This window comes from Curvibacter sp. CHRR-16, assembly GCF_018474005.1.
Classification (GTDB): Bacteria; Pseudomonadota; Gammaproteobacteria; order Burkholderiales; family Burkholderiaceae_C; genus Allorhodoferax.
Genome location: NZ_JAHCSH010000001.1, coordinates 391,085 through 413,655, shown reverse-complemented (window position 1 = coordinate 413,655; position 22,571 = coordinate 391,085). Strand labels below are relative to the sequence as shown.

The 22,571-nt window shown below is 57.3% G+C and carries 21 protein-coding genes and 2 tRNA genes; 13 read left to right on the top strand and 10 right to left on the bottom strand.

Annotated features, from left to right (window positions below):
- Complete coding sequence (locus KIK84_RS01950) at positions 1 to 927, top strand: transglutaminase family protein (RefSeq protein WP_214121294.1); 927 nt, start codon at positions 1 to 3, stop codon at positions 925 to 927.
- 81 nt (positions 928 to 1,008) lie between these two features.
- Positions 1,009 to 1,467: a RidA family protein gene (locus tag KIK84_RS01945; protein ID WP_214121293.1), complete on the top strand. Its 459-nt coding sequence runs from the start codon at positions 1,009 to 1,011 to the stop codon at positions 1,465 to 1,467.
- A gap of 6 nt (positions 1,468 to 1,473) precedes the next feature.
- On the opposite strand, the gene KIK84_RS01940 is transcribed toward KIK84_RS01945, so the two are convergent.
- Both KIK84_RS01940 and KIK84_RS01935 read right to left on the bottom strand, forming a co-directional pair.
- Positions 1,474 to 1,550 (bottom strand) — tRNA-Arg (locus KIK84_RS01940).
- A gap of 70 nt (positions 1,551 to 1,620) precedes the next feature.
- Positions 1,621 to 1,697 (bottom strand) — tRNA-Pro (locus KIK84_RS01935).
- 75 nt (positions 1,698 to 1,772) lie between these two features.
- Here KIK84_RS01935 and aat point away from each other — a divergent pair.
- From aat to KIK84_RS01920, 3 genes are read left to right on the top strand one after another with little or no spacing between them, the layout of a single operon-like run.
- A complete protein-coding gene (aat, locus tag KIK84_RS01930; RefSeq protein WP_214121292.1) occupies positions 1,773 to 2,531 on the top strand; it encodes a leucyl/phenylalanyl-tRNA--protein transferase in 759 nt (252 codons plus the stop codon).
- The gene (locus tag KIK84_RS01925) at positions 2,528 to 3,277 is read left to right on the top strand and encodes an arginyltransferase (RefSeq protein ID WP_214121291.1); all 750 of its coding nucleotides are present in this window, start codon (positions 2,528 to 2,530) and stop codon (positions 3,275 to 3,277) included. The genes aat and KIK84_RS01925 overlap by 4 nt, the downstream gene beginning before the upstream one ends.
- A complete protein-coding gene (locus KIK84_RS01920) occupies positions 3,267 to 4,046 on the top strand; it encodes an IclR family transcriptional regulator (protein WP_214121290.1) in 780 nt (259 codons plus the stop codon). The genes KIK84_RS01925 and KIK84_RS01920 overlap by 11 nt, the downstream gene beginning before the upstream one ends.
- Positions 4,047 to 4,059: 13 nt before the next feature.
- Here KIK84_RS01920 and KIK84_RS01915 read toward each other — a convergent pair whose 3' ends face one another.
- The 7 genes from KIK84_RS01915 to trhP form a co-directional block, all read right to left on the bottom strand.
- Positions 4,060 to 5,112 (bottom strand): D-alanyl-D-alanine carboxypeptidase family protein, encoded by a 1,053-nt coding sequence (locus KIK84_RS01915; RefSeq protein WP_349815892.1) that lies wholly within the window; start codon positions 5,110 to 5,112, stop codon positions 4,060 to 4,062.
- A gap of 207 nt (positions 5,113 to 5,319) precedes the next feature.
- Positions 5,320 to 6,858 (bottom strand): 2-isopropylmalate synthase, encoded by a 1,539-nt coding sequence (locus KIK84_RS01910; RefSeq protein WP_214121288.1) that lies wholly within the window; start codon positions 6,856 to 6,858, stop codon positions 5,320 to 5,322.
- Positions 6,859 to 6,878: 20 nt separating this feature from the next.
- Positions 6,879 to 7,694, bottom strand: coding sequence for a CDP-diacylglycerol--serine O-phosphatidyltransferase (gene pssA / locus KIK84_RS01905; RefSeq protein ID WP_214121287.1), 816 nt, complete (start codon positions 7,692 to 7,694; stop codon positions 6,879 to 6,881).
- 117 nt (positions 7,695 to 7,811) lie between these two features.
- Positions 7,812 to 8,828: a ketol-acid reductoisomerase gene (gene ilvC, locus KIK84_RS01900; RefSeq protein WP_214121286.1), complete on the bottom strand. Its 1,017-nt coding sequence runs from the start codon at positions 8,826 to 8,828 to the stop codon at positions 7,812 to 7,814.
- 20 nt (positions 8,829 to 8,848) lie between these two features.
- Positions 8,849 to 9,340, bottom strand: a complete 492-nt coding sequence (gene ilvN, locus KIK84_RS01895) for an acetolactate synthase small subunit (protein WP_214121285.1) — start codon at positions 9,338 to 9,340, stop codon at positions 8,849 to 8,851.
- Between the two features lie 94 nt (positions 9,341 to 9,434).
- Complete coding sequence (locus tag KIK84_RS01890) at positions 9,435 to 11,210, bottom strand: acetolactate synthase 3 catalytic subunit (RefSeq protein WP_214121284.1); 1,776 nt, start codon at positions 11,208 to 11,210, stop codon at positions 9,435 to 9,437.
- 193 nt (positions 11,211 to 11,403) lie between these two features.
- Positions 11,404 to 12,789, bottom strand: a complete 1,386-nt coding sequence (trhP, locus tag KIK84_RS01885) for a prephenate-dependent tRNA uridine(34) hydroxylase TrhP (protein ID WP_214121283.1) — start codon at positions 12,787 to 12,789, stop codon at positions 11,404 to 11,406.
- Between the two features lie 81 nt (positions 12,790 to 12,870).
- On the opposite strand from trhP, the gene KIK84_RS01880 reads away from it, so the two are divergent.
- The 8 genes from KIK84_RS01880 to miaA are packed head-to-tail and all read left to right on the top strand — an operon-like array spanning position 12,871 to position 21,194.
- Positions 12,871 to 13,983, top strand: a complete 1,113-nt coding sequence (locus KIK84_RS01880; RefSeq protein ID WP_214121282.1) for an ABC transporter substrate-binding protein — start codon at positions 12,871 to 12,873, stop codon at positions 13,981 to 13,983.
- A 3-nt stretch (positions 13,984 to 13,986) separates the two neighbouring features.
- Positions 13,987 to 15,108 carry an ABC transporter substrate-binding protein gene (locus tag KIK84_RS01875; RefSeq protein WP_214121281.1) on the top strand — a complete coding sequence of 374 codons (1,122 nt, stop codon included), beginning with the start codon at positions 13,987 to 13,989 and terminating at the stop codon, positions 15,106 to 15,108.
- Entirely contained in the window at positions 15,105 to 16,166 is a 1,062-nt protein-coding gene (locus tag KIK84_RS01870) for a FecCD family ABC transporter permease (protein WP_214121280.1), read from the top strand. The genes KIK84_RS01875 and KIK84_RS01870 overlap by 4 nt, the downstream gene beginning before the upstream one ends.
- Entirely contained in the window at positions 16,159 to 16,977 is an 819-nt protein-coding gene (locus KIK84_RS01865; protein WP_214121279.1) for an ABC transporter ATP-binding protein, read from the top strand. Before KIK84_RS01870 ends, KIK84_RS01865 begins: the two co-directional genes overlap by 8 nt.
- A 32-nt stretch (positions 16,978 to 17,009) precedes the next feature.
- A complete protein-coding gene (locus KIK84_RS01860) occupies positions 17,010 to 17,468 on the top strand; it encodes a pseudoazurin (protein WP_214121278.1) in 459 nt (152 codons plus the stop codon).
- Positions 17,469 to 17,498: 30 nt separating this feature from the next.
- The gene (locus tag KIK84_RS01855; RefSeq protein ID WP_214121277.1) at positions 17,499 to 18,734 is read left to right on the top strand and encodes an MFS transporter; all 1,236 of its coding nucleotides are present in this window, start codon (positions 17,499 to 17,501) and stop codon (positions 18,732 to 18,734) included.
- Positions 18,727 to 20,211, top strand: coding sequence for an MATE family efflux transporter (locus KIK84_RS01850; RefSeq protein ID WP_214121276.1), 1,485 nt, complete (start codon positions 18,727 to 18,729; stop codon positions 20,209 to 20,211). Before KIK84_RS01855 ends, KIK84_RS01850 begins: the two co-directional genes overlap by 8 nt.
- A complete protein-coding gene (miaA, locus tag KIK84_RS01845) occupies positions 20,208 to 21,194 on the top strand; it encodes a tRNA (adenosine(37)-N6)-dimethylallyltransferase MiaA (protein ID WP_214121275.1) in 987 nt (328 codons plus the stop codon). Before KIK84_RS01850 ends, miaA begins: the two co-directional genes overlap by 4 nt.
- Here the strand turns inward: miaA and KIK84_RS01840 are convergent.
- Entirely contained in the window at positions 21,191 to 22,531 is a 1,341-nt protein-coding gene (locus KIK84_RS01840) for an MATE family efflux transporter (protein ID WP_214121274.1), read from the bottom strand. The two genes, miaA and KIK84_RS01840, sit on opposite strands and share 4 nt — an antisense overlap.
- Positions 22,532 to 22,571: the final 40 nt, after the last annotated feature.

Genomic DNA, 22,571 nt, shown 5'->3' with positions numbered 1-22,571 from the left:
ATGCTGCTGCACATTACCCACCAAACCCAGTACCACTACCAGTCGGCCGTGCAAATGGCGCAGCACATTGCCTGCATGCATCCACTGGAACACGCGGGCCAACAGGTGCTGGAACACAGCCTTCAGGTGCAACCCCAACCCGCCATGGTGCGCGAACACGCCGACAGCTTCGGCAACACGCGCAGTTACTTTGCCCTACACACCCCACACACCGAACTGGATGTGATGGCCTCTAGTTTGGTGCAAACACACGCGCTGGAATTGCCACTGGCACCTCCAAAGAGTCTGCCGTGGGAAACCCTGCGCGATGCCATGCGTTACCAAACTCACCAAGCAGCCCATCCAGCCGCAGCGTTTGTGTATGCATCGCCTTATGTGCCTCGGCAAACTGAGTTTGTGCAATACGCTTTGCCCAGTTTTGCCAGTGGAACTCCCTTGCTGGAAGTGGCCGTAGGATTGATGCAGCGCATCCACCACGAATTCACCTACCAAAGCCAGAGCACGCAAGTGAACACCCCAGCCGTAGAGGCATTGGCTCAGCGCAAAGGCGTCTGCCAAGACTTTGCCCACATACTGCTGGCATGCTGGCGCAGCATGGGCTTACCAGCGCGGTATGTGAGTGGCTATCTGCTCACCCACCCTGCACCAGGACAAGAAAAGCTGGTGGGCAGTGATGCCAGTCACGCATGGGCCAGTGTTTACGTGCCGGACTTGGAACATTTGCCTCCAGCACAGCGCTGGGTAGACCTAGACCCCACCAACGACCGCTGGGGGTGGGCCAGCCCGGGCGAGGACTATGTCACCGTGGCGGTAGGGCGTGACTTTGGCGATGTGTCTCCCCTGCGCGGCGTCATCCACGGAGGCGGCAGCCATACCTTGCATGTGGGGGTCACGGTGATGCCGTTGGAGCAAGAAGCCTTGGCATGACCAATGGGCTGCTACAGCTGGGCAACCCTGCTAGCAGGTGACAATACGTGCTTTCCCCTGTGTTAATGAAAGAGGACATTCATGAGCGTTTACGACAAGCTGAACCAAATGGGCATCACCCTGCCTCCCGTGGCAGTGCCCGCAGCAGCCTATGTGCCATTCGTGCAAACAGGCAATTTGGTGTTTTTGAGCGGCCACATCGCCAAAAAAGATGGCAAACCTTGGGTGGGTCAGCTTGGCAAAACCATGGCCACTGAAGAAGGCAAGGCCGCGGCACGCGCCATCGCCATCGATTTGCTGGGTACTTTGCACGCGGCTGTGGGTGACCTCAATCGCATCAAACGCATTGTCAAAGTCATGTCTTTGGTCAACTCTACCGGCGAATTCACCGAACAGCATTTGGTCACCAATGGCGCCAGCGAATTGTTCGGCGAAGTATTTGGCCCCTCGGCTGGCACCCACGCCCGCAGCGCTTTTGGGGTTGCGCAAATTCCGATGGGGGCATGCGTAGAAATTGAACTGATTGCCGAAGTGGCTTGATGCAGTTGGCCTGCCCGGAGGGAATCGAACCCCCGACCCACAGCTTAGAAGGCTGTTGCTCTATCCGACTGAGCTACGGGCAGGTAGCACGCGATTATTGCGTGAAACCAGAAAGCACAAAGGCCCTCGAAGGGGCCTTTGTTTTTGAATGATTGGTCGGGGCGGCGGGATTCGAACTCGCGACCCTCTGCTCCCAAAGCAGATGCGCTACCAGGCTGCGCTACGCCCCGACAAGCTGGTATTCTAACCTTATTTCTGCAGCCTCTTGACCAGAGACACTGCATTTTTTCTGAGACAGTCCTTCCGTGCGCGCTGAACCACCGCTTCCTTGGCTAGAGCCTGGGGATTCATTCCCTACACCATACACTGCATGGGGGCCCCACTCCCCTGCACCCGGGCTGTTGGCAGCCGGAGGCAGCTTGGACGTAGCCAGCTTGCTTGCGGCTTATCGACAAGGCACCTTTCCGTGGTTTAGCGATGGGCAACCAATTTTGTGGTGGAGCACCGATCCACGCATGGTGTTGGCCCCCACACAGTTTCGCCTGCACCGTAGCCTGCGCAAGCGCATCGAACAGCGCTGTGTCAAGCAGCCAACATGGCACATTCGCATAGACAGCGACTTCGCCCAGACTATCTACCATTGCGCCAACACGCCCCGCCAAGGCCAAAATGGCACATGGATAGTGCAAGCCATGCAAGAGGCTTACACCGATTTGCACCAAGCAGGCTATGCGCACAGTGTAGAAGTATGGGAAGACAGCCGCATGGTGGGTGGCTTGTACTGCGTGGCCATAGGCAAGGCCGTCTACGGCGAATCCATGTTCGCCCATACCGATGACGCCTCCAAAGTGGCTCTGGCCGCCTTGGTGGGGCTGTGCTTGCACCATGGCGTGGACTGGATTGATTGCCAACAAAATACCCGGCATTTGGCCTCGCTAGGCGGCGCCGAAATGGATCGTGCAGAGTTTTTGGCACACATCGCTACGGCTTGTCTGCAAGCTCCTCTAGTATGGCAATTTGACCCCGTATACTGGAACGCGTTGTACCAACTCACCCGCCAATGACCAAACCGCATGACCTGCCGACTATCACGCTGCAGTTCTACGCCACCGCGCCGTATGAATGCAGCTACTTGGAAGGTCAGGTAGCGCGCTCACAAGTGGCAACCCCCAGCCACTTGATAGACAGTTCGGTGTACTCGCAGTTGGTGCACCACGGTTTCCGTCGCAGTGGAACATTCACCTACCGCCCACATTGCGATACCTGCCAAGCATGCACTCCTCTGCGCTTGCCTGTGCACGATTTCCAACCCAATCGAACGCAGCTTCGCACATGGCGCAAGCACCAGCATTTGTCTGTACGAGAAAAACCATTGGATTTCGATGCTGAGCATTACGCGCTGTACCAGCGCTACCTGCAAACGCGACACAGCGGGGGGGGCATGGATGAAGACAGTCCTCAGCAGTACACCCAGTTTCTGCTGCAAAGCGGTGTGGACACCCGCTTGCTGGAATTCAGGGATAGCGATCAGTTGGCGATGGTCTCGATAGTGGACATATTGGACGATGGTATTTCGGCTGTTTACACCTTTTACGAGCCTAGCCCCCAAGCGAGCTTTGGGGTCTACAACATACTGTGGCAATTGCAATTGGCGCGCGCCATGGGATTGGACTATGTGTACTTGGGTTATTGGATAGAACAAAGCCGCAAAATGCGCTACAAAACCGCCTTTCGCGGTTTCCAGCTTCTGCGCAATGGGCAGTGGCAAAGCGGCGGCGAATCACAGGGCGCAGAAGAATATGAGCAATAAGAACGACATCCCATCCACCCCCAGCATTCAGGTCATTGAGCGCATTTTTCAGCTCATTGACATTCTGGCAACCAAAGAAGAGGCCATGCCGCTGAAAGAAATCAGCGAAAAGGCGGGACTCCACCCATCCACAACCCATCGGATCTTGAACGACTTGGTTGCTGGACGCTATGTCGAGCGCCCGCAATCGGGCAGCTATCGCTTGGGACTGAGACTTTTGGAGCTGGGCAATCTGGTCAAAGCACGCCTGAACGTGCGCGAAGTCGCCATCCAACCCATGCGTGAACTGCATCGCCAAATTCAGCAGCCCGTCAACCTGAGCGTGCGCCAAGGTGATGAAATCATCTATGTGGAGCGTGCTTACAGTGAACGCTCGGGTATGCAAGTAGTACGCGCTATTGGTGGTCGTGCACCACTGCACCTTACCTCTACAGGCAAACTCTTTTTGGCCGCAGACGAACCGCAACGCGTACGCGCCTATGCCACCCGCACCGGCTTGCAAGGCCACACCAAAAACAGCATCACCCACATCGACGCACTGGAAAAAGAGCTCAGCCGTGTGCGGCAATACCGCCAAGCACACGACAACGAAGAGTTGGAACTGGGCGTGCGCTGCATGGCTGCAGGCATTTATGACGACCAAGGCCAGCTGGTTGCTGGGCTGTCTATTTCTGCCCCTAGTTCTCGACTAGAAGACGCTTGGCTGGGCAAACTGAAAGAAACAGCTCACACGATTTCTCAGCAGTTGGGTTACCGCGGCAACCCCTAACTGCCAAGAGCAATCAACCTTTGGAGTTGTTGGTCCCCGACAAGCGTGGGGTCCAACTCACAGGAGGATTGTGCACGCGAGCACCACCCGCTTCTACCCAGCGGCGTACGCGTTCGGCGTCAGCAATGCGGCTCAGTTTGCCCGCTGAATCCAAGAAAACCATGATCAGCTTGCGTCCCGCAACTTTGGCTTGCATCACCAAACACTGGCCTGCCTCAACGATATAGCCGGTTTTTTGCAAACCGATTTCCCAAGCGGGACTCTTTACCAGACGGTTGGTGTTGTTGAACTGCAAAGTACGCTTGCCCACTTCAACCTGGTAACCCGTCGAAGTAGACAACTCACGCAAAACTGGGTCAGCTGATGCGTAATTCACCAACGTAGCCAAGTCTTTGGCGCTCGATTGGTTCTTGCTATTGAGACCCGTAGGCTCTACATAGCGCGTGTCTTGCATACCCAAGAAGGTGGCTTTGGCATTCATCAAGGAGACAAAGTGCTCCAAACCACTTGGAAACGTTCGACCCAAAGCATGCGCGGCACGATTTTCACTGGACATCAGGGCCAAGTGCAGCAACTCACCTCTGCTCAATTGAGTACCAACGCTCAAGCGCGAACTACTGCCTTTTTCCGTATCAACATCTGCCTCGGTGATCGTGATCATCTCATCCATAGACAGCTTGGCCTCGCTAATGATCACGCCTGTCATCAACTTGGTGATAGAAGCTATGGGCAACACGACGTTTTCGTTTTTGCTCAGCAGCACTTCGTGGGTGTCCTGATCGACCACAAAAGCCACACTGGAGCGCAATGCCAAAGGATCACTGGACTTATTCAAACCTGCAATGCTGCCGTAAGAAGGACGCGCCTGCACTGGAATGATCGCTGCAGACGTACGTACTGACTTTCGCTCCGCCACAGCCAACTGATGCTTTGTAAGCTTGGCATTTTTGGATGCCTTTGCCTTAGTAGCCACCTGCTTCTTTTGCACATGCGCTTTGCTTGCGCTGGCTTTGCTGACTTTAGTAGCAACAGGTTTGGACTTCTTTTTGGTTTCCTTTGCTTGCACTGCAAGAGGAGACGACAGAGCACAAACCACCAAACCTGCTGCTAATGCAGCGCACAAACCTCGCAATTTCATGTGCTTTTCATCCTTTCAATGCCTGCTACGCAATAAACGTGCTAACCAGCAACAACTGGCACTGAGTTTACTCAAGATAATGATTAAAGATCAACAACTTGGAGTAAAAACTTCAAGTTAATTTAGATACATTTCTCAACCTTGGGCCGCAACGCGCTCCGATTTGCTATGCAGTTTGTTCAAGGCACTGAGATAGGCCTTGGCCGAAGCGACAACAATGTCAGGGTCTGCACCCACACCGTTGACCACCCGCCCACTGTTTTGCAGGCGCACGGTTACCTCGCCTTGGCTCTCGGTCGAACCACTGATGGCATTGACCGAGTACAAGACCATTTCAGCGCCACTTTGCACCAACGATTCAATGGCTTTGAGTGATGCATCCACGGGGCCATTGCCAGTGGCACTGCTGCGTTTTTCAGTACCGGCGACAGTGATGACGATAGAGGCTTTGGGTTGCTCGCCAGTCTCACTGGTTTGTGACAAGGAAACAAAACCGTACTCCTCTTGTTCACCCGCTGCGCTTTCATCGCTGACAAGTGCCAAGATGTCTTCATCAAAAATTTCACTTTTGCGATCCGCCAGTTCTTTGAAGCGGGCAAACGCATTGTTGAGCTCAGTTTCGCTATCCAAAGAAACGCCCAGTTCTTGCAAACGCTGCTTGAATGCGTTGCGACCACTCAATTTGCCCAACACGATTTTGTTGGCACTCCAACCTACATCTTCGGCACGCATGATTTCATACGTATCGCGGGCTTTGAGTACGCCATCTTGGTGGATACCCGATGCGTGGGCAAAAGCATTGGCACCCACCACGGCCTTGTTCGGTTGCACGACAAATCCTGTGGTCTGGCTCACCATGCGACTGGCTGCCAAGATGTGGGTGGTATCGATGCCCAACTCCAAACCAAAGTAGTCTTTGCGGGTTTTAACCGCCATGACAACTTCTTCCAAACTGCAATTGCCTGCCCGCTCCCCCAAACCGTTGATGGTGCACTCAATCTGGCGGGCTCCACCAATCTTCACACCAGCCAATGAGTTGGCTACGGCCATACCCAAATCGTTGTGGCAATGGACAGACCAGATGGCTTTATCCGAGTTGGGCACACGTTCGCGCAGCGTTTTGATGAAATTGCCATACAGCTCAGGCACAGCATAGCCCACCGTGTCCGGAATATTGAGCGTGGTGGCCCCCTCTTTGATCACCGCCTCCAGCACACGGCACAAAAAGTCCACATCGCTGCGGTAACCATCCTCAGGACTGAATTCAATATCGGCCACCAAATTGCGAGCAAAGCGCACCGATTGCTTGGCTTGCTCCAGCACCTGTTCTGGCGTCATGCGCAGCTTCTTCTCCATATGCAAAGGAGATGTTGCGATGAAAGTATGGATACGGGCCCGATTAGCCCCTTTCAACGCTTCTGCCGCACGGGCAATATCGCGATCATTGGCACGCGACAAGGAGCACACTGTTGAATCTTTGATGTTGTTCGCAATCAACTGCACGGCTTCAAAATCGCCGTTGGAGCTGGCCGCAAAACCCGCCTCGATAACGTCCACCTTCAAGCGTTCCAACTGGCGCGCGATGCGCAGCTTTTCGTCGCGTGTCATGGAGGCGCCGGGCGACTGCTCGCCATCACGCAAGGTGGTATCAAAAATAATCAGTTTGTCGGTCATAGGAATTCCTAGGCAATGTCTTACATGTGCAAGCCACGCTCATCGGGCTCGTCGGTCGAAGTACTGATCACACTGGTGTGCTGGCCTTTGGCTTTACGCCAGGCGTACACCACGTACCCGCTGAGGGCATAGACCACAAACAAGCCAAACAGTACCAATGGGGGATAAATATTGATCACTGCAATTCCCAGCGCGACCAACACAATGGCGGCAAAAGGCACGCTGCGCTTCATGCTCAAATCTTTAAAACTGTAGAACGGCACATTGGTCACCATAGTCAAACCAGCGAACAAGCACACGGCAAACATAGGCCATACCAGTTGTGGGCCTTGGTAGCCTTGATCGGTTGCCAAGCCAATAAAGCCGGCCACCAGTGCAGCAGCAGCTGGGGATGGCAATCCTTGGAAATAGCGTTTATCCACCACCGAGGTATTGACGTTAAAACGCGCCAAACGCAGTGCGGCACAAGCGCAGTACACAAATGCAGCAATCCAGCCCCATCGTCCGATATCGCGCAATGCCCATTCATACGCAATGAGCGCCGGTGCAGCACCAAAAGACACCATATCCGAGAGCGAATCCATTTGCTCACCAAAAGCACTTTGGGTATTGGTCATGCGGGCCACTCGCCCGTCTAGGCTATCGAGCACCATGGCACAAAACACCCCCACGGTGGCCAAGTCATAGCGGCCATTCATGGCCATCACCACCGCATAAAAACCACCAAACAAGGCTGCCAATGTGAACAAATTAGGCAAGATGTAGATGCCTTTGCGCCGAATCGACATGGCTGGTTCTACGGTGCTATCCAGAGGTGTGCTATCGCCATCGTGCATGAAAACTCCTTCTCAAGCCTAGTGCTTGGCTAACCAAACAGTTTAAGCCAAGCCACCAAAGAAAAAGGCCACCGAAGTGGCCTTTGCAAGTGAACGCTTGGTAAACGTTCGCCGTGCTTAGTTGCGGCTTTGATCCACCAACTTGTTCTTGGCAATCCAAGGCATCATGGCGCGCAGTTGGCCACCCACCACCTCGATAGGATGGTCAGCGGTATTGCGACGGCGTGCAGTCATGCTAGGGTAGTTCAGACGACCTTCTTGAATGAACATCTTGGCGTAGTCACCGTTTTGGATGCGCTTGAGCGCATTGCGCATTGCAGCGCGCGATGTCTCGTTCACGACTTCAGGGCCGGTCACGTACTCACCAAACTCCGCGTTGTTGGAAATGGAGTAGTTCATGTTGGCAATGCCGCCTTCGTAGATCAGATCCACGATCAGCTTGAGCTCGTGCAAGCACTCGAAATACGCCATTTCAGGTGCGTAGCCCGCTTCGACCAAAGTCTCAAAGCCCATCTTGATCAGTTCTACTGCGCCACCGCACAGAACGGCTTGTTCGCCGAACAAGTCGGTTTCCGTTTCTTCCTTGAAGGAAGTTTCGATGATGCCAGCCTTGCCACCACCGTTGGCCATGGCATAAGAAAGTGCCAAACCGCGGGCCTTGCCACTCTTGTCTTGATGGATAGCGATCAGGTGAGGAACACCGCCACCTTGGGTGTAGGTGTTGCGCACAGTGTGACCGGGAGCCTTAGGGGCCACCATCCACACATCCAGATCAGCACGAGGAACCACTTGGTTGTAGTGCACGTTGAAGCCGTGCGCGAACACCAACGAAGCGCCTTGCTTGATGTTGGGCTCCACGTTGTTTTTGTAAACCTCACCGATTTGCTCGTCGGGCAACAGAATCATGACAACGTCAGCAGCTTTCACCGCATCGTTTACTTCCATCACAGTCAGGCCAGCCTTGCCAACCTTGTCCCAAGAAGCACCGCCCTTGCGCAAACCCACCACGACTTTGACGCCGCTGTCGTTCAGGTTTTGTGCGTGAGCGTGGCCTTGCGAACCGTAGCCGATGATGGCCACTGTCTTGCCCTTGATCAGGCTCAGATCACAGTCCTTGTCGTAAAAAACTTTCATTGTTCTCTCCGTAGTAAAAATCAAACTCGCAAAATGCGCTCACCGCGGCCAATGCCGCTGGAACCTGTGCGCACTGTTTCCAAAATGGCGCTGCGATCAATCGCTTGCAAGAACGCATCGTTCTTGGACTGATCACCCGTCAACTCAATGGTGTAGCTCTTGTCGGTAACGTCGATGATGCGGCCACGAAAAATATCCGCCGTGCGCTTCATCTCCTCACGCTCTTTGCCCACCGCACGGACTTTGACCATCATGAGCTCACGTTCGATGTAAGCCCCTTCGGTCAGGTCCACCACTTTCACGACTTCAATCAAGCGATTCAAGTGCTTGGTGATTTGCTCGATCACATCGTCCGAGCCGCTGGTCACGATGGTCATGCGAGACAGGCTCGCATCCTCAGTCGGTGCAACGGTCAAAGATTCGATGTTGTATCCGCGTGCAGAAAACAAACCCACCACGCGCGACAAGGCGCCGGGCTCGTTTTCCAACAAAACTGCAATGATGTGTTTCATGTGTCGATTCCTCTTTTCGCTGCCCTCCCCCTGCGGCGGTAACCGCAGGGCTTGGCAGTCAATAGATTCGTCAAAAAAGTGACGTGTGGGACTGTCAGAGGTCTTCAGACCCCAAGAGCATTTCGGTGATGCCTTTGCCGGCCTGCACCATGGGGAAGACGTTCTCGGTCGGATCGGTGCGGAAGTCCATGAACACCGTGCGATCTTTGAGCTTGCGTGCTTCGCGCAAAGCAGGCTCCACGTCTTGGGGACGCTCAATGAGCATACCCACGTGACCATAGGCTTCAGCCAACTTCACGAAGTTGGGCAAAGCATCCATGTAGCTGTGGCTGTAGCGGCCAGAATATTCAATCTCTTGCCACTGGCGCACCATGCCCAAATAGCGGTTGTTAAGCGACAGCACCTTGATGGGGGTGTTGTACTGCAAGCAAGTGGACAGCTCTTGGATGTTCATCTGCACCGAACCTTCTCCGGTCACACAGAACACCTCGCTCTCGGGACGCGCCATCTTGATGCCCATGGCATAGGGAATGCCCACACCCATGGTGCCCAAACCACCGGAGTTGATCCAACGGCGGGGTTGGTCAAAACGGTAAAACTGGGCCGCCCACATCTGGTGTTGGCCCACATCGGAAGTGATGTAGGTATCGGCATCCTTGGTCATGTTCCAGAGCGTCTCGATCACGTACTGGGGCTTGATGACGTCGGTATTGTTGCGGTCGTATTTCAGGCAATCGCGACTGCGCCAGCCATTGATGGTGTCCCACCAAGCAGCCAGTGAAGGCCCATCGATGCGGGCTGGCGCTTCTTTGAGCATGCCGATCATTTCGGTCAGTACATCTTTCACATCGCCCACGATAGGGATGTCGACCTTCACGCGCTTGGAGATGCTGGAGGGATCGATGTCGATGTGGATGATCTTGCGTTCGTTTTGTGCAAAGTGCTTGGGGTTGCCAATCACGCGGTCATCAAAACGGGCTCCGACAGCCAGCAACACATCACAGTTTTGCATGGCATTGTTGGCCTCTACCGTGCCGTGCATGCCCAGCATGCCCAAGAACTTAGAGTCCGACGCAGGGTAAGCACCCAAACCCATGAGGGTGTTGGTCACTGGCACACCCAGCATGTCCACCAAGGTGCGCAGCTCGTTGCTGGCATTGCTGAGCAGCACGCCACCGCCCGTATAGATATAAGGACGCTTGGCCGCCAGCAGCAACTGCAAGGCCTTGCGAATTTGACCGCCGTGGCCTTTGCGCACGGGGTTGTAGGAGCGCATTTCCACCGACTCGGGATAGCCTTCGTACGGAACCTTCTTAAAGGAAACGTCTTTGGGGATATCCACTACCACAGGACCGGGGCGGCCTGTGCGAGCGATGTGGAATGCTTTTTTCAGCGTCATGGCCAAATCACGCGCGTCTTTGACCAAGAAGTTGTGTTTGACGATGGGTCGGGTAATGCCGACGGTATCGCACTCTTGGAAAGCATCCAAGCCAATGGCGGGCGTGGGCACTTGGCCACTGATCACCACCATAGGAATACTGTCCATGTAGGCAGTAGCAATGCCTGTAACCGCATTGGTCAAACCGGGGCCTGAGGTCACCAGCGCGACACCCACATCGCCAGTCGCACGGGCATAGCCATCGGCTGCGTGCACTGCAGCTTGTTCATGGCGAACCAGGATGTGCTGAATAGTTTCCTGCTTGTACAAAGCATCGTAAATGTGCAAAACCGCACCACCAGGGTAGCCCCAGAGGTACTTCACATTTTCTGCTTGCAGGGCTTTGACAAGAACCTCTGCACCACGCAATTCGGGTACAGATGATTTAGCGGCAGGAGCCGTAGCTGCCATTTCGGCTTTGGATATTTCCATGATCAACCTTTGTGAATTTCTCTAACGAAAAACCTTCGGTGCTCCTTCCCAGACCCTTATGGGGCAGCGTCGGAACTTAAGGCCAAAGCCATGGGCACATTTCATGTTGCGCCGGACAGTGACCCGTTTGCCTTTTGAGAGTAAACCCCTGCATTATGGCACTGCTTTGCAGCGCCACGGTTAGAGGCCATTCTCAAACTGCAGTCGCAAGACTTTCTGCGGCGTCTTCGCGTGCTTGCAGGTAGCGCGCCAGAAACGCACCTACCGCCGACTGCGGCAGTGGCAACCACACCGTGTGTCCGCTACCGGGCGCCACGTCCATAGGCTGTGCATCGGCGTTTTCCATGCGCTGCAGTTGCACGTCGTGATTGCCAGCAGGGTGAATCACCTCCAGCCAGTCGCCCACAGCGAATTTGTTGCGCACATTGACCTTGCACAGTTGGCGCGTGGTGTCGAACTCCAATACATCGCCCACGTACTGGCTGCGGCCGCTTTCGCTGTAGCCACGCAGGTAGTTTTGGGTTTCTTGGGGTGTGTGGCGCTGGAAGAAACCGCTGGTATAGCCCCGGTTAGCCAAGCCTTCCAATTGCCCCAGCAGCTCTGGATTAAGGCCGTGACCATTGACCGCATCGTCAATCGCGCGACGGTAAGACTGGGCCGTGCGCGCCACGTAGTACGGACTCTTAGTGCGCCCCTCGATTTTGAGTGAATCCACACCGATTTCCACCAAGCGCTGCACGTGCTCAATGGCACGCAGGTCTTTGGAGTTCATGATGTAAGTGCCATGTTCATCTTCCTCGATGGGCATGAACTCCCCGGGGCGATTGCTTTCCTCGAGCAAGTAAGAAATGGAGTCGCGTGCTTCTTGCGGCAAAGACTGACCATTTCCACTACCGCAGCTATGCCCCGCTGCCGCTGGTGGTGCCAGCACATCGCCCGAAGCATCGACCTGTGCCGCGTGGGTTTTGTAGTCCCAACGGCAGGCATTGGTGCACGTACCTTGATTGGGATCACGGTGATTGAAGTAGCCCGACAAGAGGCAACGCCCCGAGTAGGCAATGCACAGCGCACCGTGGACAAACACCTCCAGCTCCATGTCAGGGCAATCTTGGCGAATCTGCGCCACTTGGTCGAGCGACAACTCGCGCGACAAAATCACACGGGTAATACCCACCCGCTGCCAAAACTTCACCGCTGCCGAGTTCACCGTATTGGCCTGCACCGACAAGTGCACCTCGGTGTCCGGCCAAGCCTCACGCGCCATCATGATCAAGCCGGGGTCGGACATGATCAGCGCATCAGGCCTGAGGTCGATCACGGGCTGCATGTTCTGCACGTAACTCTTGACCTTGTTGCTATGCGGATAAATATTGGAAACGAGGTAGAACTTTTTGCCCAAGGCATGGGTGTGCTCAATGCCTTGGCGCAGCACATCCAAATCACCAAAAGAGTTGTTGCGCACGCGCAAGGAATAGCGCGGCTGCCCTGCATAAACGGCTGTGGCACCAAACGCCAAAGCCGTCTTCAGCATGGTCAAAGAACCTGCTGGGGCCAGTAATTCGGGGGTTTTGTATGTCATAGGCGCAATTATCGCCAGTCGCGATTTTACATACCAAACCCAGTCCATATAATGAGAATCGTTTTCATTTAGAAATTAATTATGAACAAGCGATCACACATCAAAAGCCTACTGGCCATTGCTCTTCTGTGCAGCACAGCAGCCAACGCACTGGCTGCCCCCACCACTTTGCAAGACGTCATTGGCCGCAATGTCGAAGTAGACCTTCCTGCCAAACGCGTGCTGCTGGGTTTTTACTTTGAAGACTACATGGCTGTTGGTGGTGAAAAGGCTTTTGACAAGGTCGTCGGTATGTCCCGCGAAGCATGGGAAGGCTGGCGCAGTGCCAACTGGCAACTGCACACTGCGCACCGTCCGTCCTTGAAAGACATCCCGGATGTGGGCGAAGTCGAAGCACAGACCTTCTCGGTTGAAAAAGTGTTGGCACTCAAACCCGATGTCGTGGTGCTGGCCGACTGGCAGTACAAAGGCTTGGGCTCTGATATCAAGCGCTTGGAAGCAGCAAAAATCCCTGTCGTGGTGGTGGACTACAACGCCCAAACCCTAGAGCGTCACTTGGCGAGCACCAAGCTGCTGGGTGAAATCACGGGCGAAACCACCCGTGCCGACAAGATCAATGCCGAGTACAAGTCCGCTATCGACCAAGTACAAAGCCGCATTGCCAAAGCGGGACTTCCCCAACCCAAGGTCTACGTGGAATTTGGCAACAAAGGCCCGGCTGAATACAGCTTCACCTACGGCAAAAATATGTGGGGTGCCATGCTCAAGAATGCTGGCGGCAACAACATTGCAGCGCCTTTTGTCGAATGGTGGGGCCCTATGAACCCTGAGCAAGTGCTGGCTGCCAAGCCCGAGGTGGTGTTCATTTCCGGTACCGAAGCGGCCAAGAACCCAACCGCCATGCAAATTGGCCAAGGCGTGGATAAGGCTGTCGCCCAACAGCGCCTAGCAGGCTTTGCCAACCGCAATGGCTGGGCTGACCTGCCTGCCATCAAAAACAAGCGCCTCTTGGGCGTGTACCAAGGGGCATCGCGCACGGTATCGGACTACACCATGGTGCAGTTCATGGCCAAAGCCATTTATCCCGATTTGTTCAAAGACCTGCAACCCGAAGCCAACTACCTGTCCTTCTACAAGCGCTACCTGCCCGTCACCCCCAGCGGTAGCTTCATGGTCGATCTCTCCAGCAAATAAAACATGGCACATTCATCCCGTCGTTGGATGCAAGCGGCGCTTGCCGCTTGCACACTCTGCATAGCCGCCCTCACAGGTGCCCACGCTGCCCCCACCACCATTTCGGACGTTATAGGCCGCCAAGTGGTGGTGGATGTTCCTGCCAAGCGCGTTGTGCTGGGCTTTTACATCGAAGACTATTTCGCAGTCGGTGGCGATGCCGCTTACGACCGCCTGGTGGGCATGTCGCTGGGCTGGTTCAGCAAATCCCGCCCCGTGGTGTGGAAGCAATACACAGAGAAAAAACCCCAACTGCTCAAAGTACCCGACGTGGGCAACGTGCAAGACCAAACTTTCTCCATCGAGAAGGTGCTAGCAGCCAAGCCCTCAGTAGTCATCTTGGCCGATTGGCAATACCAAGCGCTGGGCAACGACTTGGCCCGCTTGGAGTCTGCAGGCATTCCCGTGGTGGTGATCGACTTCAACGCCCAAACGCTGGAGCGCCACGTAGCTAGCATCCGCGTGCTGGGCCGCATCACCGGAGAAACTGCGCGCGCGGAACAAATTGCCCGCGACTACAGCAATGGTGTCGAGCTGATGCAGCAACGCATCGCCAAAGCCAAACTGCCCCAGCCCAGCATCTACATCGAGCTGGGTGACAAAGGACCTGCCGACTACAGCTACACCTATGGCAAAAACATGTGGGGTGCCATGGCCTCCTTGGTGGGGGGGCGCAACATTGCCGAACCCTTTATCAAGAACTGGGGCGCCATCCACCCCGAGCAGTTTTTGAGCTCCAATCCCGACGTGGTACTCATGGCCGGCTACGAAAGCGTGGCCAACCCCACCGCCATGCAAATGGGCTTTGAGGTCGATGCCACTGCAGCGCAAAAACGCCTGCAAGGTTTTACCCAGCGCCACGGCTGGAGCCAAGTGAACGCCGTGAAAAACCAGCGCGTTTACGGTGTGTACCACGGCGCCACGCGCAGCATCTTGGACTTGGCGCTCATGCAGTACATGGCCAAAGCGCTCTACCCTACGCTGTTCAAAGACCTCGATCCGCAAGCCACCTACTTGGGCTTTTACCAACGCTACCTGCCCATTCGCCCCAGCGGCACCTTCATGATTCATCTGGATAGCAAGTGACCAGCAACAGTACCGCAACAGGCATCAGCCATGCCTTAGCAGGTCAACGCCAGCGGGAGAAATTCCGCTGGCTTTACCTTTTGGCTTTCACCCTCATCATTGCCGCCAGCTTGGTGCTGGACATTGCCACGGGCCCGTCCATGCTGGGCTTGGGCGATGTGGTACGCACCCTGCTCCACCCCGAATTGGCCGACCCCACCAGCAAAGCCATCGTGCTGGACATGCGCCTGCCCATCGCCCTCATGGCCTTGGTCGTGGGCGCAGCCTTGGGCGTGGGCGGGGGCGAAATGCAAACCCTGCTGGACAACCCCATGGCCAGCCCATTCACCTTGGGCATGGCTGCCGCCGCTGGCTTGGGGGCAGCGCTGAGCCTGTACTTTGGCGGTTTTGGCCTCTCGCCCATGGTGGCCATTCCCTTGGGGGCTTTTGTCATGTGCATGCTGTGCGCCAGCGTGCTGTTTGGCTTGGCACTGCTCAAGCACGTTAGCTCGCAAACGCTCATCTTGGCCGGCATCGCGCTCTTGTTTTTGTTCCAGTCCCTGCTGTCCTTGCTGCAGTTCCTCTCCTCTCCTGAGCTGAACCAGCAAATTTTGTTTTGGCTTTTTGGCAGTCTGAGCAAAACCACTTGGCAAACCCTGCTCATCACCACTGTGGTGACGCTGCTGTGCTGCGTGCTGCTGTTCCAAGACGCGTGGAAACTCACCGCCCTGCGCTTGGGTGAAGCACGCGCGCGCAGCTTGGGCGTGGACGTCACGTGGCTGCGCCTCAAGACTTTGGTATTGGTGGCTTTGATGACCTCCACTGCCATCAGCTTTGTGGGGGTGATTGGCTTTGTGGGCCTAGTGGCTCCGCACATCGCCCGCATGCTGGTGGGCGAAGACCAGCGCTTTTTTATTCCGCTGTCCATGCTGACCGGGGGCTTTTTGCTCTCCACCGCTTCGGTTCTGTCCAAAACCCTGGTGCCCGGCGCGCTGTTCCCCATTGGCATCGTCACCGCCATCATTGGTGTGCCATTTTTCTTCTGGCTCATTCTCGGAAAGCGCAGCCACCATGCTTGAAATCGACCGCCTGCGCTTGCAAGCCGGGCCACAAATCCTGCTCGATGGCGTGAGCACCCAATTCCAGCCCGGGCTGGTGTACGCCATCATCGGGCCCAACGGCACGGGCAAATCCACCCTGCTGCGCACCCTGTTTGGCGACAACAAAGCCATCTCTGGCACCGTGCGCTACGCGGGCCAAGAACAACTCGCCACCCGCAGCAGCGACTGGCGGCAGCTATTTGGCTACATGCCGCAAGACTCGCACATCAGCGCCGACCTGAGCGTGCTCGAAGTCGTGTTGCTGGGCCAGATGAGCCGCTTAGGCGTGCGCGTGGCTGACGAACAACTGCACAAGGCCCTGCTCGCCTTGGAGTCGGTGGGTTTGCTGCACTTGGCGCACCGCCCCATCCATGCGCTCAGCGGCGGGCAGCGCCAGCTCAGCCTATTTGCCCAAGTGCTGCTGCGCGATCCCCGCATCATGCTGCTGGACGAACCAGTCAGCGCCTTGGATTTGAAGCACCAGCTGCTCTTGCTCGACCAAGCCCGCACCCTGACGCGCGAACGGCAGTGGATCACCATCATGGTGTTGCACGACCTGAACCTGACGGCCCAGTTTGCCGACACCATCATCGCCCTCAACCAAGGGCAGATGCTGGCTTGCGGCAGTCCGCAACAGGTACTGACACCCCATTTGGTCGAGCAACTCTACGGCGTGCCCGTGCGCGTGCAATTGGACGAGGATGGCACCCCCTTCATACGTCCCAGCCGCACACAAACCCCACCCTGCGCTGACAAAGCCCAGCCCGCTACCCTGCCACAAGCGGCGTGATTTCTGCATGCCGTTTCACACTCCTGCGTCTTATGTTTTTCCGTTCTGCTCTGACAGCGCTGAGCAGCGCTGCCCTGCTGACTGTGCACAGCACCTGCCTGCATGCCGCCGAATACGAAGTGCGCATGCTGACCCAATCGACCCAAGGCCACATGGTGTTTGAACCCGCCTACCTGTCAGTGCAAGTAGGCGACACCGTGCGCTTTGTGCCCACGCAAAGCGGCCACTATGTGCGCAGCATGGCCGTACCCGACGGGGCCGCCAATTGGGCCAGCAAAGAAGATGAAACGCTTACCGTCACGATCACCCACGAAGGCCTGTACCTCTACATGTGCCCACCACACTTGATGATGGGCATGCTCGGCCTGATACAAGCCGGTGCCCCCCACAACCGCCAGCCCGTGCAAGAAGTGGCCGAGGACAAACGCAGCCGCATCCTGATGAACCGCGAACGGCTGGACGCTTTGCTGCAGAAAATCACGCCCCAGTAAAACTTGCGCAGCCCGCTACAGTCTGTCTTTGTGAGCACTCCACCCAAGCCATCCCTTCACAGCGCAGCCGCCAAGGTACTGATTGGCAACGCCTTGGCCTTTAATCTGGGCTTTTACATGGTGCTGCCCTATCTGGCCACCCATATGAGCCAAGACTTGGGTCTGCAAGCGGCCAGCATTGGCTTGGTACTGGGACTGCGCGTCTTTAGCCAACAGGGCTTGTTTTTGCTGGGCGGGTGGCTGGGCGATGTGTATGGCTACCGCCGCACCATCATCGTGGGCTGTGCTGTGCGCACCGTGGGTTTTGTGCTGCTAGGGGCTACCCACAATCTGCTGGGTTTGCTGCTGGGCGCTGCACTCACAGGTTTGGCTGGGGCCTTGTTCACGCCAACGGCACAGGCCTATTTGTCCCGCCTTTACCACGACAATGCAGCGCGCCAACAAGCCTTCACTTGGCACAACTGGATGAGTGAAGCAGGCATGCTGCTAGGCCCGCTGGTGGGTTTGTGGGCTGGCAGCCTTGGTTTTGGAGTGGCCGCCTTGGGGGCCAGCGCCCTGTTTGGCGCTTTGACACTACTGCAGTGGCGTGTACTGCCGCCCGACACGCAAACCCTGCACCACCCCGACAACGCCATCCTCCCCCACCTGCCCGAGCGCACGCTTTGGCGCCAACTGCTGGGGCACAAGGCTTTTTGGGTATTCAGCCTGCTGGCTGCAGGGTATTCGGTGCTGTTTCAGCAGCTCTACTTGGCCGTGCCGGCTTTTTTGCACGCCCACCAAGCCAACGCGACCATGGTGACCACCGTGTTCACCCAAACCGCCCTGCTGAGCATCGTGCTGCAGTGGCCCATCGCCAAATGGGCAGCCCCCCGCATGGGCACCCCCAATGCCATGGGTTGGGGTTTGGCCTGCATGGGTTTGGCCTTTTTGAGCCTGCTCAACCCTTTGGCCCTGAATCTGCCCACCATGATCAGCGTCATGGCCTTGCTGTTTAGCCTAGGGTCGGTGCTGATTTACCCTCTGCTCAGCAACCATGTGGCCCACTACGCTCCCGCCCAAGCCAGGGCCCGCTACTACGGCTTTTTTGCGGCTGTGGGTGGCATAGCGTCCTTGCTGGCCAACGTGCTCATTGGCTATGCGTTGGATAGCAACCATGCCCTGCCCCAACCATCGCTGTGGTGGGTGCTCGGTGTGGGTGCTGTACTGGCAGGCTGGGCCTTGCGCCACCACGTGGCGCTCTGCCTACAATCGCAGGCCCATGCCTGAGATATCTCCCATCGCCTCTACCGCCTCCCCCGCTCAACCATCCTCTCCCACCAGCCCTTGGCTACGCGCTTTGCGCGAGCTGGCCGCTTTGTGGAAAGTAGCGTGGCCCATCTTGCTCGGGCAACTGGCCATCATGGGCATGTCCACTATCGAGGTGGCCATGGCAGGCCACGTATCGGCACCCGACTTGGCGGTGGTGTCACTGGGCGTGTCCACTTGGAACGTGACCATCATCACCATCATGGGCTTGATGATGTCCGTCGCCCCCTTGGTGGCCCACGCCTATGGCGCACGGGACTTGGACGAAATACCGGGCATGGTGCGCCAAGCACTGTGGAAAGCCGTCTTTATCGGCTTGGCTGGCATGCTGGTCATGTGGCTTGCCGCCTGGGCGCTGCAATGGCTCACTGCCGAAGCCCGTGTGCGCGAACAGGCGCAGCACTTCATTGTCATCGTCAGCTTTGGCATACCCGCGTTTGCGGGCTACCGTGCGCTGTACAGCTACAGCACCAGCATCAGCCAGACCAAACCCATCATGGTGGTGTCTGTCGGCTGCCTGTTGCTCAACGCACTGCTCAACTGGCTGCTGGTATTTGGCAACTGGGGCCTGCCAGCGCTGGGCGGCATGGGCTGTGCATGGGCCACGCTGGCGTGTGCATGGTTCAACCTGCTGGGCCTGGGCCTGTGGGTGCGCTACGGTGCGGTGTACCACACCACCAGCCCGCTACGCGAACAAACCCAGCTGAACCTGCGCCTGCACTGGCCCACCCAGCGCCAGTTGATGCGCTTGGGGCTGCCCATTGGCATCACGTTCTTTGCCGAAACCTGTGCATTTAGCCTGATCGGCATACTGATTGCCCGCTTTGGCAGCACCGAAATGGCAGCCCACCAAGTGGCGCTGAACTTCATCTCTATCGTCTTTATGTTGCCCCTGAGCCTAAGCACCGCCGTGCTGGCGCGCGTAGGACAGGCATTGGGGGCCGGTACATCCGATGTAGCACGCTACCGCGCATGGTTGGGCGTGGTCTTGGGCTTCATTACCGGCTGTGTCATGGCACTCGTCATGGGCTTGGGCGGCAGCCACATTGCCAGCGCCTACACGGCCGACGCGGCGGTGGCCGAACGCGCCACGGTGCTGCTGGGCATTGCCGCACTGTTCCAGGTGTTTGACACCGTGCAAGTCATCGCCAGCAATGCCCTGCGCAGCTACAAAGTCACGCGCCTGCCCATGCTGCTCTACCTCACCGCGTTTTGGGGCGTATCGCTGCCCTTGGGCTGCTTGCTGGGTTGGGCCCCCAAGTGGTTGCCTAGCTGGATGCACCCAGCCCAACCATTGGGGGCTGTGGGCTTTTGGGTCGGCTTGGCAGTGGGCTTGCCCATTGCCGCCTTTGGCATGATTTACCTGCTGCAACGCACTGCACGGCGCACCTTGCCAGCGCTGTCAGCGCTACCAACAGCCGCTGGGGGCCACGCATGAGCCTGCCCCTGTGCATAGCCCTTGCAGGCCCCACCGCAGCGGGCAAAACCGCCGCTGCCTTGGCCTTGGCCGAGCGCTTGAACGGTGAAATCATCAGCGTGGACTCGGCCTTGGTCTACCGCAGCATGGACATCGGCACGGCCAAACCCACGCCAGCCGAGTTGGCCCAAGTGCCCCACCACCTGATCAACATCCGCGACCCGCTGCAGGCCTACAGCGCAGCCGAATTTGTGCGCGACGCGCAGGCCTGCATCGCCGACATCCACGCCCGCGGCAAACTGCCGCTGCTGGTGGGCGGCACCATGCTGTATTTCAAAGCCCTGTTGCACGGCATGGACGATATGCCCAGCGCCAACCCTGCCATCCGCGCCGAACTGGACGAACAAGCCGCCCGCATAGGTTGGCCTGCCATGCATGCCGAGCTGGCGCTAATCGACCCCAGCACCGCGCAGCGCTTGGCCCCCAACGACAGCCAGCGCATACAGCGCGCGCTGGAGGTGTACCGCATCAGTGGCAAACCCTTGTCTGCCTTTCATCAAAGCAGCGATGCTTTCGACGGCCAAGGCGCTATTAAAAAGATAGCACCCATAGCGCATGCAGCAAGCTCTGCAGCCCTTTTTTCCTTAGAACCCCATGACCGCTCTTGGCTGCACCAGCGCATTGCACAGCGCTTTCAGGCCATGCTGGCCGATGGATTTTTGGACGAAGTACAAGCCCTACGCCAGCGCGGTGACCTGCATTTGGACTTGCCCTCCATGCGCTGCGTGGGCTACCGCCAAGCGTGGGAAGCGCTAGACGGCCTCTACCCCCTGGCCGAGCTACCCGAACGCGGCATAGCCGCCACGCGCCAACTGGCCAAACGCCAAATCACTTGGCTGCGCTCCATGCCCGAACGCCAAGCGATCGCCTGCGACGCGCCCGATGCGCTGGAGCAATTGCTGCGGCAGGTGGAGGCGGTGGTGCAAAGCACCAAGCCGACTTAGGCCACCGCCTTCACCGCCCGGTAGGTGCGCCGGGCGTATTTGAGCCAGCGGCGGCGTTTCCAGCGGCGGTACATCATGAGGCCGCGAAACCATTCGTCGCAAATCATGGCCAGCCACACGCCGGGCAAGCCCCAGCCCAGGTAGGTGCCAAAAAACCACCCGCCCAGCGCAAACACCAGCACAAACGACGAGATGCCCATGAGCACCGGGTAACGGGCATCGCCCGTGGCGCGCAGCGAGTTGATGACCACCAAGTTGAACACCCGCCCGGGTTCGAGCACGATGCCCATGTACATGAGCGTGGCGCACGCGGCGATGATGGCTTCATCGTGCGTGAACAGGCGTACCAAAGGCTTGGCAAACACGGCCACGCCCACGGCCACTACCAGCGCAATGGCAATGCCCAGCCGCAGGCTGCGCAGCAGTTGTTTGTAGGCTTGGTCAAAAGCCCCCGCACCCACCATGTGGCCGACGATGATTTCGGTAGCCGCCCCAATGGCCACGCTGCACAGCACCACCACCCAGACCAACTGCATGGCATAGGTTTGGGTGGCTAGCTGTTCGGCCCCCATGCGGGCGGTAAAGGCCGTCACCACCATGAAGGCGCTGTACCAGCCCACCTGCTCCAGCGCAGCGGGCAAGCCTATGTGCATGATGCGGGTGAGCGTGCTCCAGCGCAGGCTCACCCAATCACGCCAGTGCATCTGCAGGCGCACGCGATAGTGCAGCAGCGCCCACATGACCACACAGGCCAGCAAACGCCCGGCCACGGTAGAAATAGCCACCCCCATGACGCCCATGCGCGGCATGCCAAACCAGCCGTAGAGCAAGATGCAATTGCCCAGCAGGGTGAAGATGTTTTGCCCAATGGCCACCAGCATGGGCTCGCGCGTGAGGCCGTGGGCCCGCAGCACCGACGATATGGCCAGGTTCATGGCCTCCAGCACCAGCGTCGCCCCCATGATGGTGAGGAAAGGCTCGGCATACGCCATCAGCCGGGGCGAGAGCTGCAGCGCCTGCAACAGCGGCGCGGCCAAAACCATGACCACCACGCTAAATGCCAGCCCAATCCAGCCATTGACCGCAATGGCCGAGCGCGCAATGCGGTGCGCCCCTGCCGTGTCGTGCGCGCCCAAGTGGTGGGTCACCACCACGCTGGCCCCCAAGCTGATGATGCCAAACAGCAGCAAGCACATGGCCACCACTTGGTTGGCCGTGCCCAAGGCGGCAACGGCATCGTCAGAAATATGGCTGACCATAAAGGTGCCAATGGCCCCCACACTCATGTGCAGCAAGTGCTCCACAAAAATAGGCCAGGCCAAAGGCAGCAGGCGCATGCGGGAAGGCACGGAAGAAGTCGGGGATGCAGGTCTAGAT

Coding starts and splice junctions, on each gene's coding strand:
- KIK84_RS01910 (WP_214121288.1), bottom strand. CDS start 6,858: ATGACCGACAAACTGATTATTTTTGATACCACCTTGCGTGATGGCGAG.
- ilvN (WP_214121285.1), bottom strand. CDS start 9,340: ATGAAACACATCATTGCAGTTTTGTTGGAAAACGAGCCCGGCGCCTTG.
- KIK84_RS01890 (WP_214121284.1), bottom strand. CDS start 11,210: ATGGAAATATCCAAAGCCGAAATGGCAGCTACGGCTCCTGCCGCTAAA.
- KIK84_RS01950 (WP_214121294.1), top strand. CDS start 1: ATGCTGCTGCACATTACCCACCAAACCCAGTACCACTACCAGTCGGCC.
- KIK84_RS01850 (WP_214121276.1), top strand. CDS start 18,727: ATGCCTGAGATATCTCCCATCGCCTCTACCGCCTCCCCCGCTCAACCA.
- ilvC (WP_214121286.1), bottom strand. CDS start 8,828: ATGAAAGTTTTTTACGACAAGGACTGTGATCTGAGCCTGATCAAGGGC.
- KIK84_RS01920 (WP_214121290.1), top strand. CDS start 3,267: ATGAGCAATAAGAACGACATCCCATCCACCCCCAGCATTCAGGTCATT.
- KIK84_RS01880 (WP_214121282.1), top strand. CDS start 12,871: ATGAACAAGCGATCACACATCAAAAGCCTACTGGCCATTGCTCTTCTG.
- miaA (WP_214121275.1), top strand. CDS start 20,208: ATGAGCCTGCCCCTGTGCATAGCCCTTGCAGGCCCCACCGCAGCGGGC.
- KIK84_RS01945 (WP_214121293.1), top strand. CDS start 1,009: ATGAGCGTTTACGACAAGCTGAACCAAATGGGCATCACCCTGCCTCCC.
- KIK84_RS01925 (WP_214121291.1), top strand. CDS start 2,528: ATGACCAAACCGCATGACCTGCCGACTATCACGCTGCAGTTCTACGCC.
- KIK84_RS01840 (WP_214121274.1), bottom strand. CDS start 22,531: ATGCGCCTGCTGCCTTTGGCCTGGCCTATTTTTGTGGAGCACTTGCTG.
- pssA (WP_214121287.1), bottom strand. CDS start 7,694: ATGCACGATGGCGATAGCACACCTCTGGATAGCACCGTAGAACCAGCC.
- trhP (WP_214121283.1), bottom strand. CDS start 12,789: ATGACATACAAAACCCCCGAATTACTGGCCCCAGCAGGTTCTTTGACC.
- KIK84_RS01875 (WP_214121281.1), top strand. CDS start 13,987: ATGGCACATTCATCCCGTCGTTGGATGCAAGCGGCGCTTGCCGCTTGC.
- KIK84_RS01860 (WP_214121278.1), top strand. CDS start 17,010: ATGTTTTTCCGTTCTGCTCTGACAGCGCTGAGCAGCGCTGCCCTGCTG.
- KIK84_RS01865 (WP_214121279.1), top strand. CDS start 16,159: ATGCTTGAAATCGACCGCCTGCGCTTGCAAGCCGGGCCACAAATCCTG.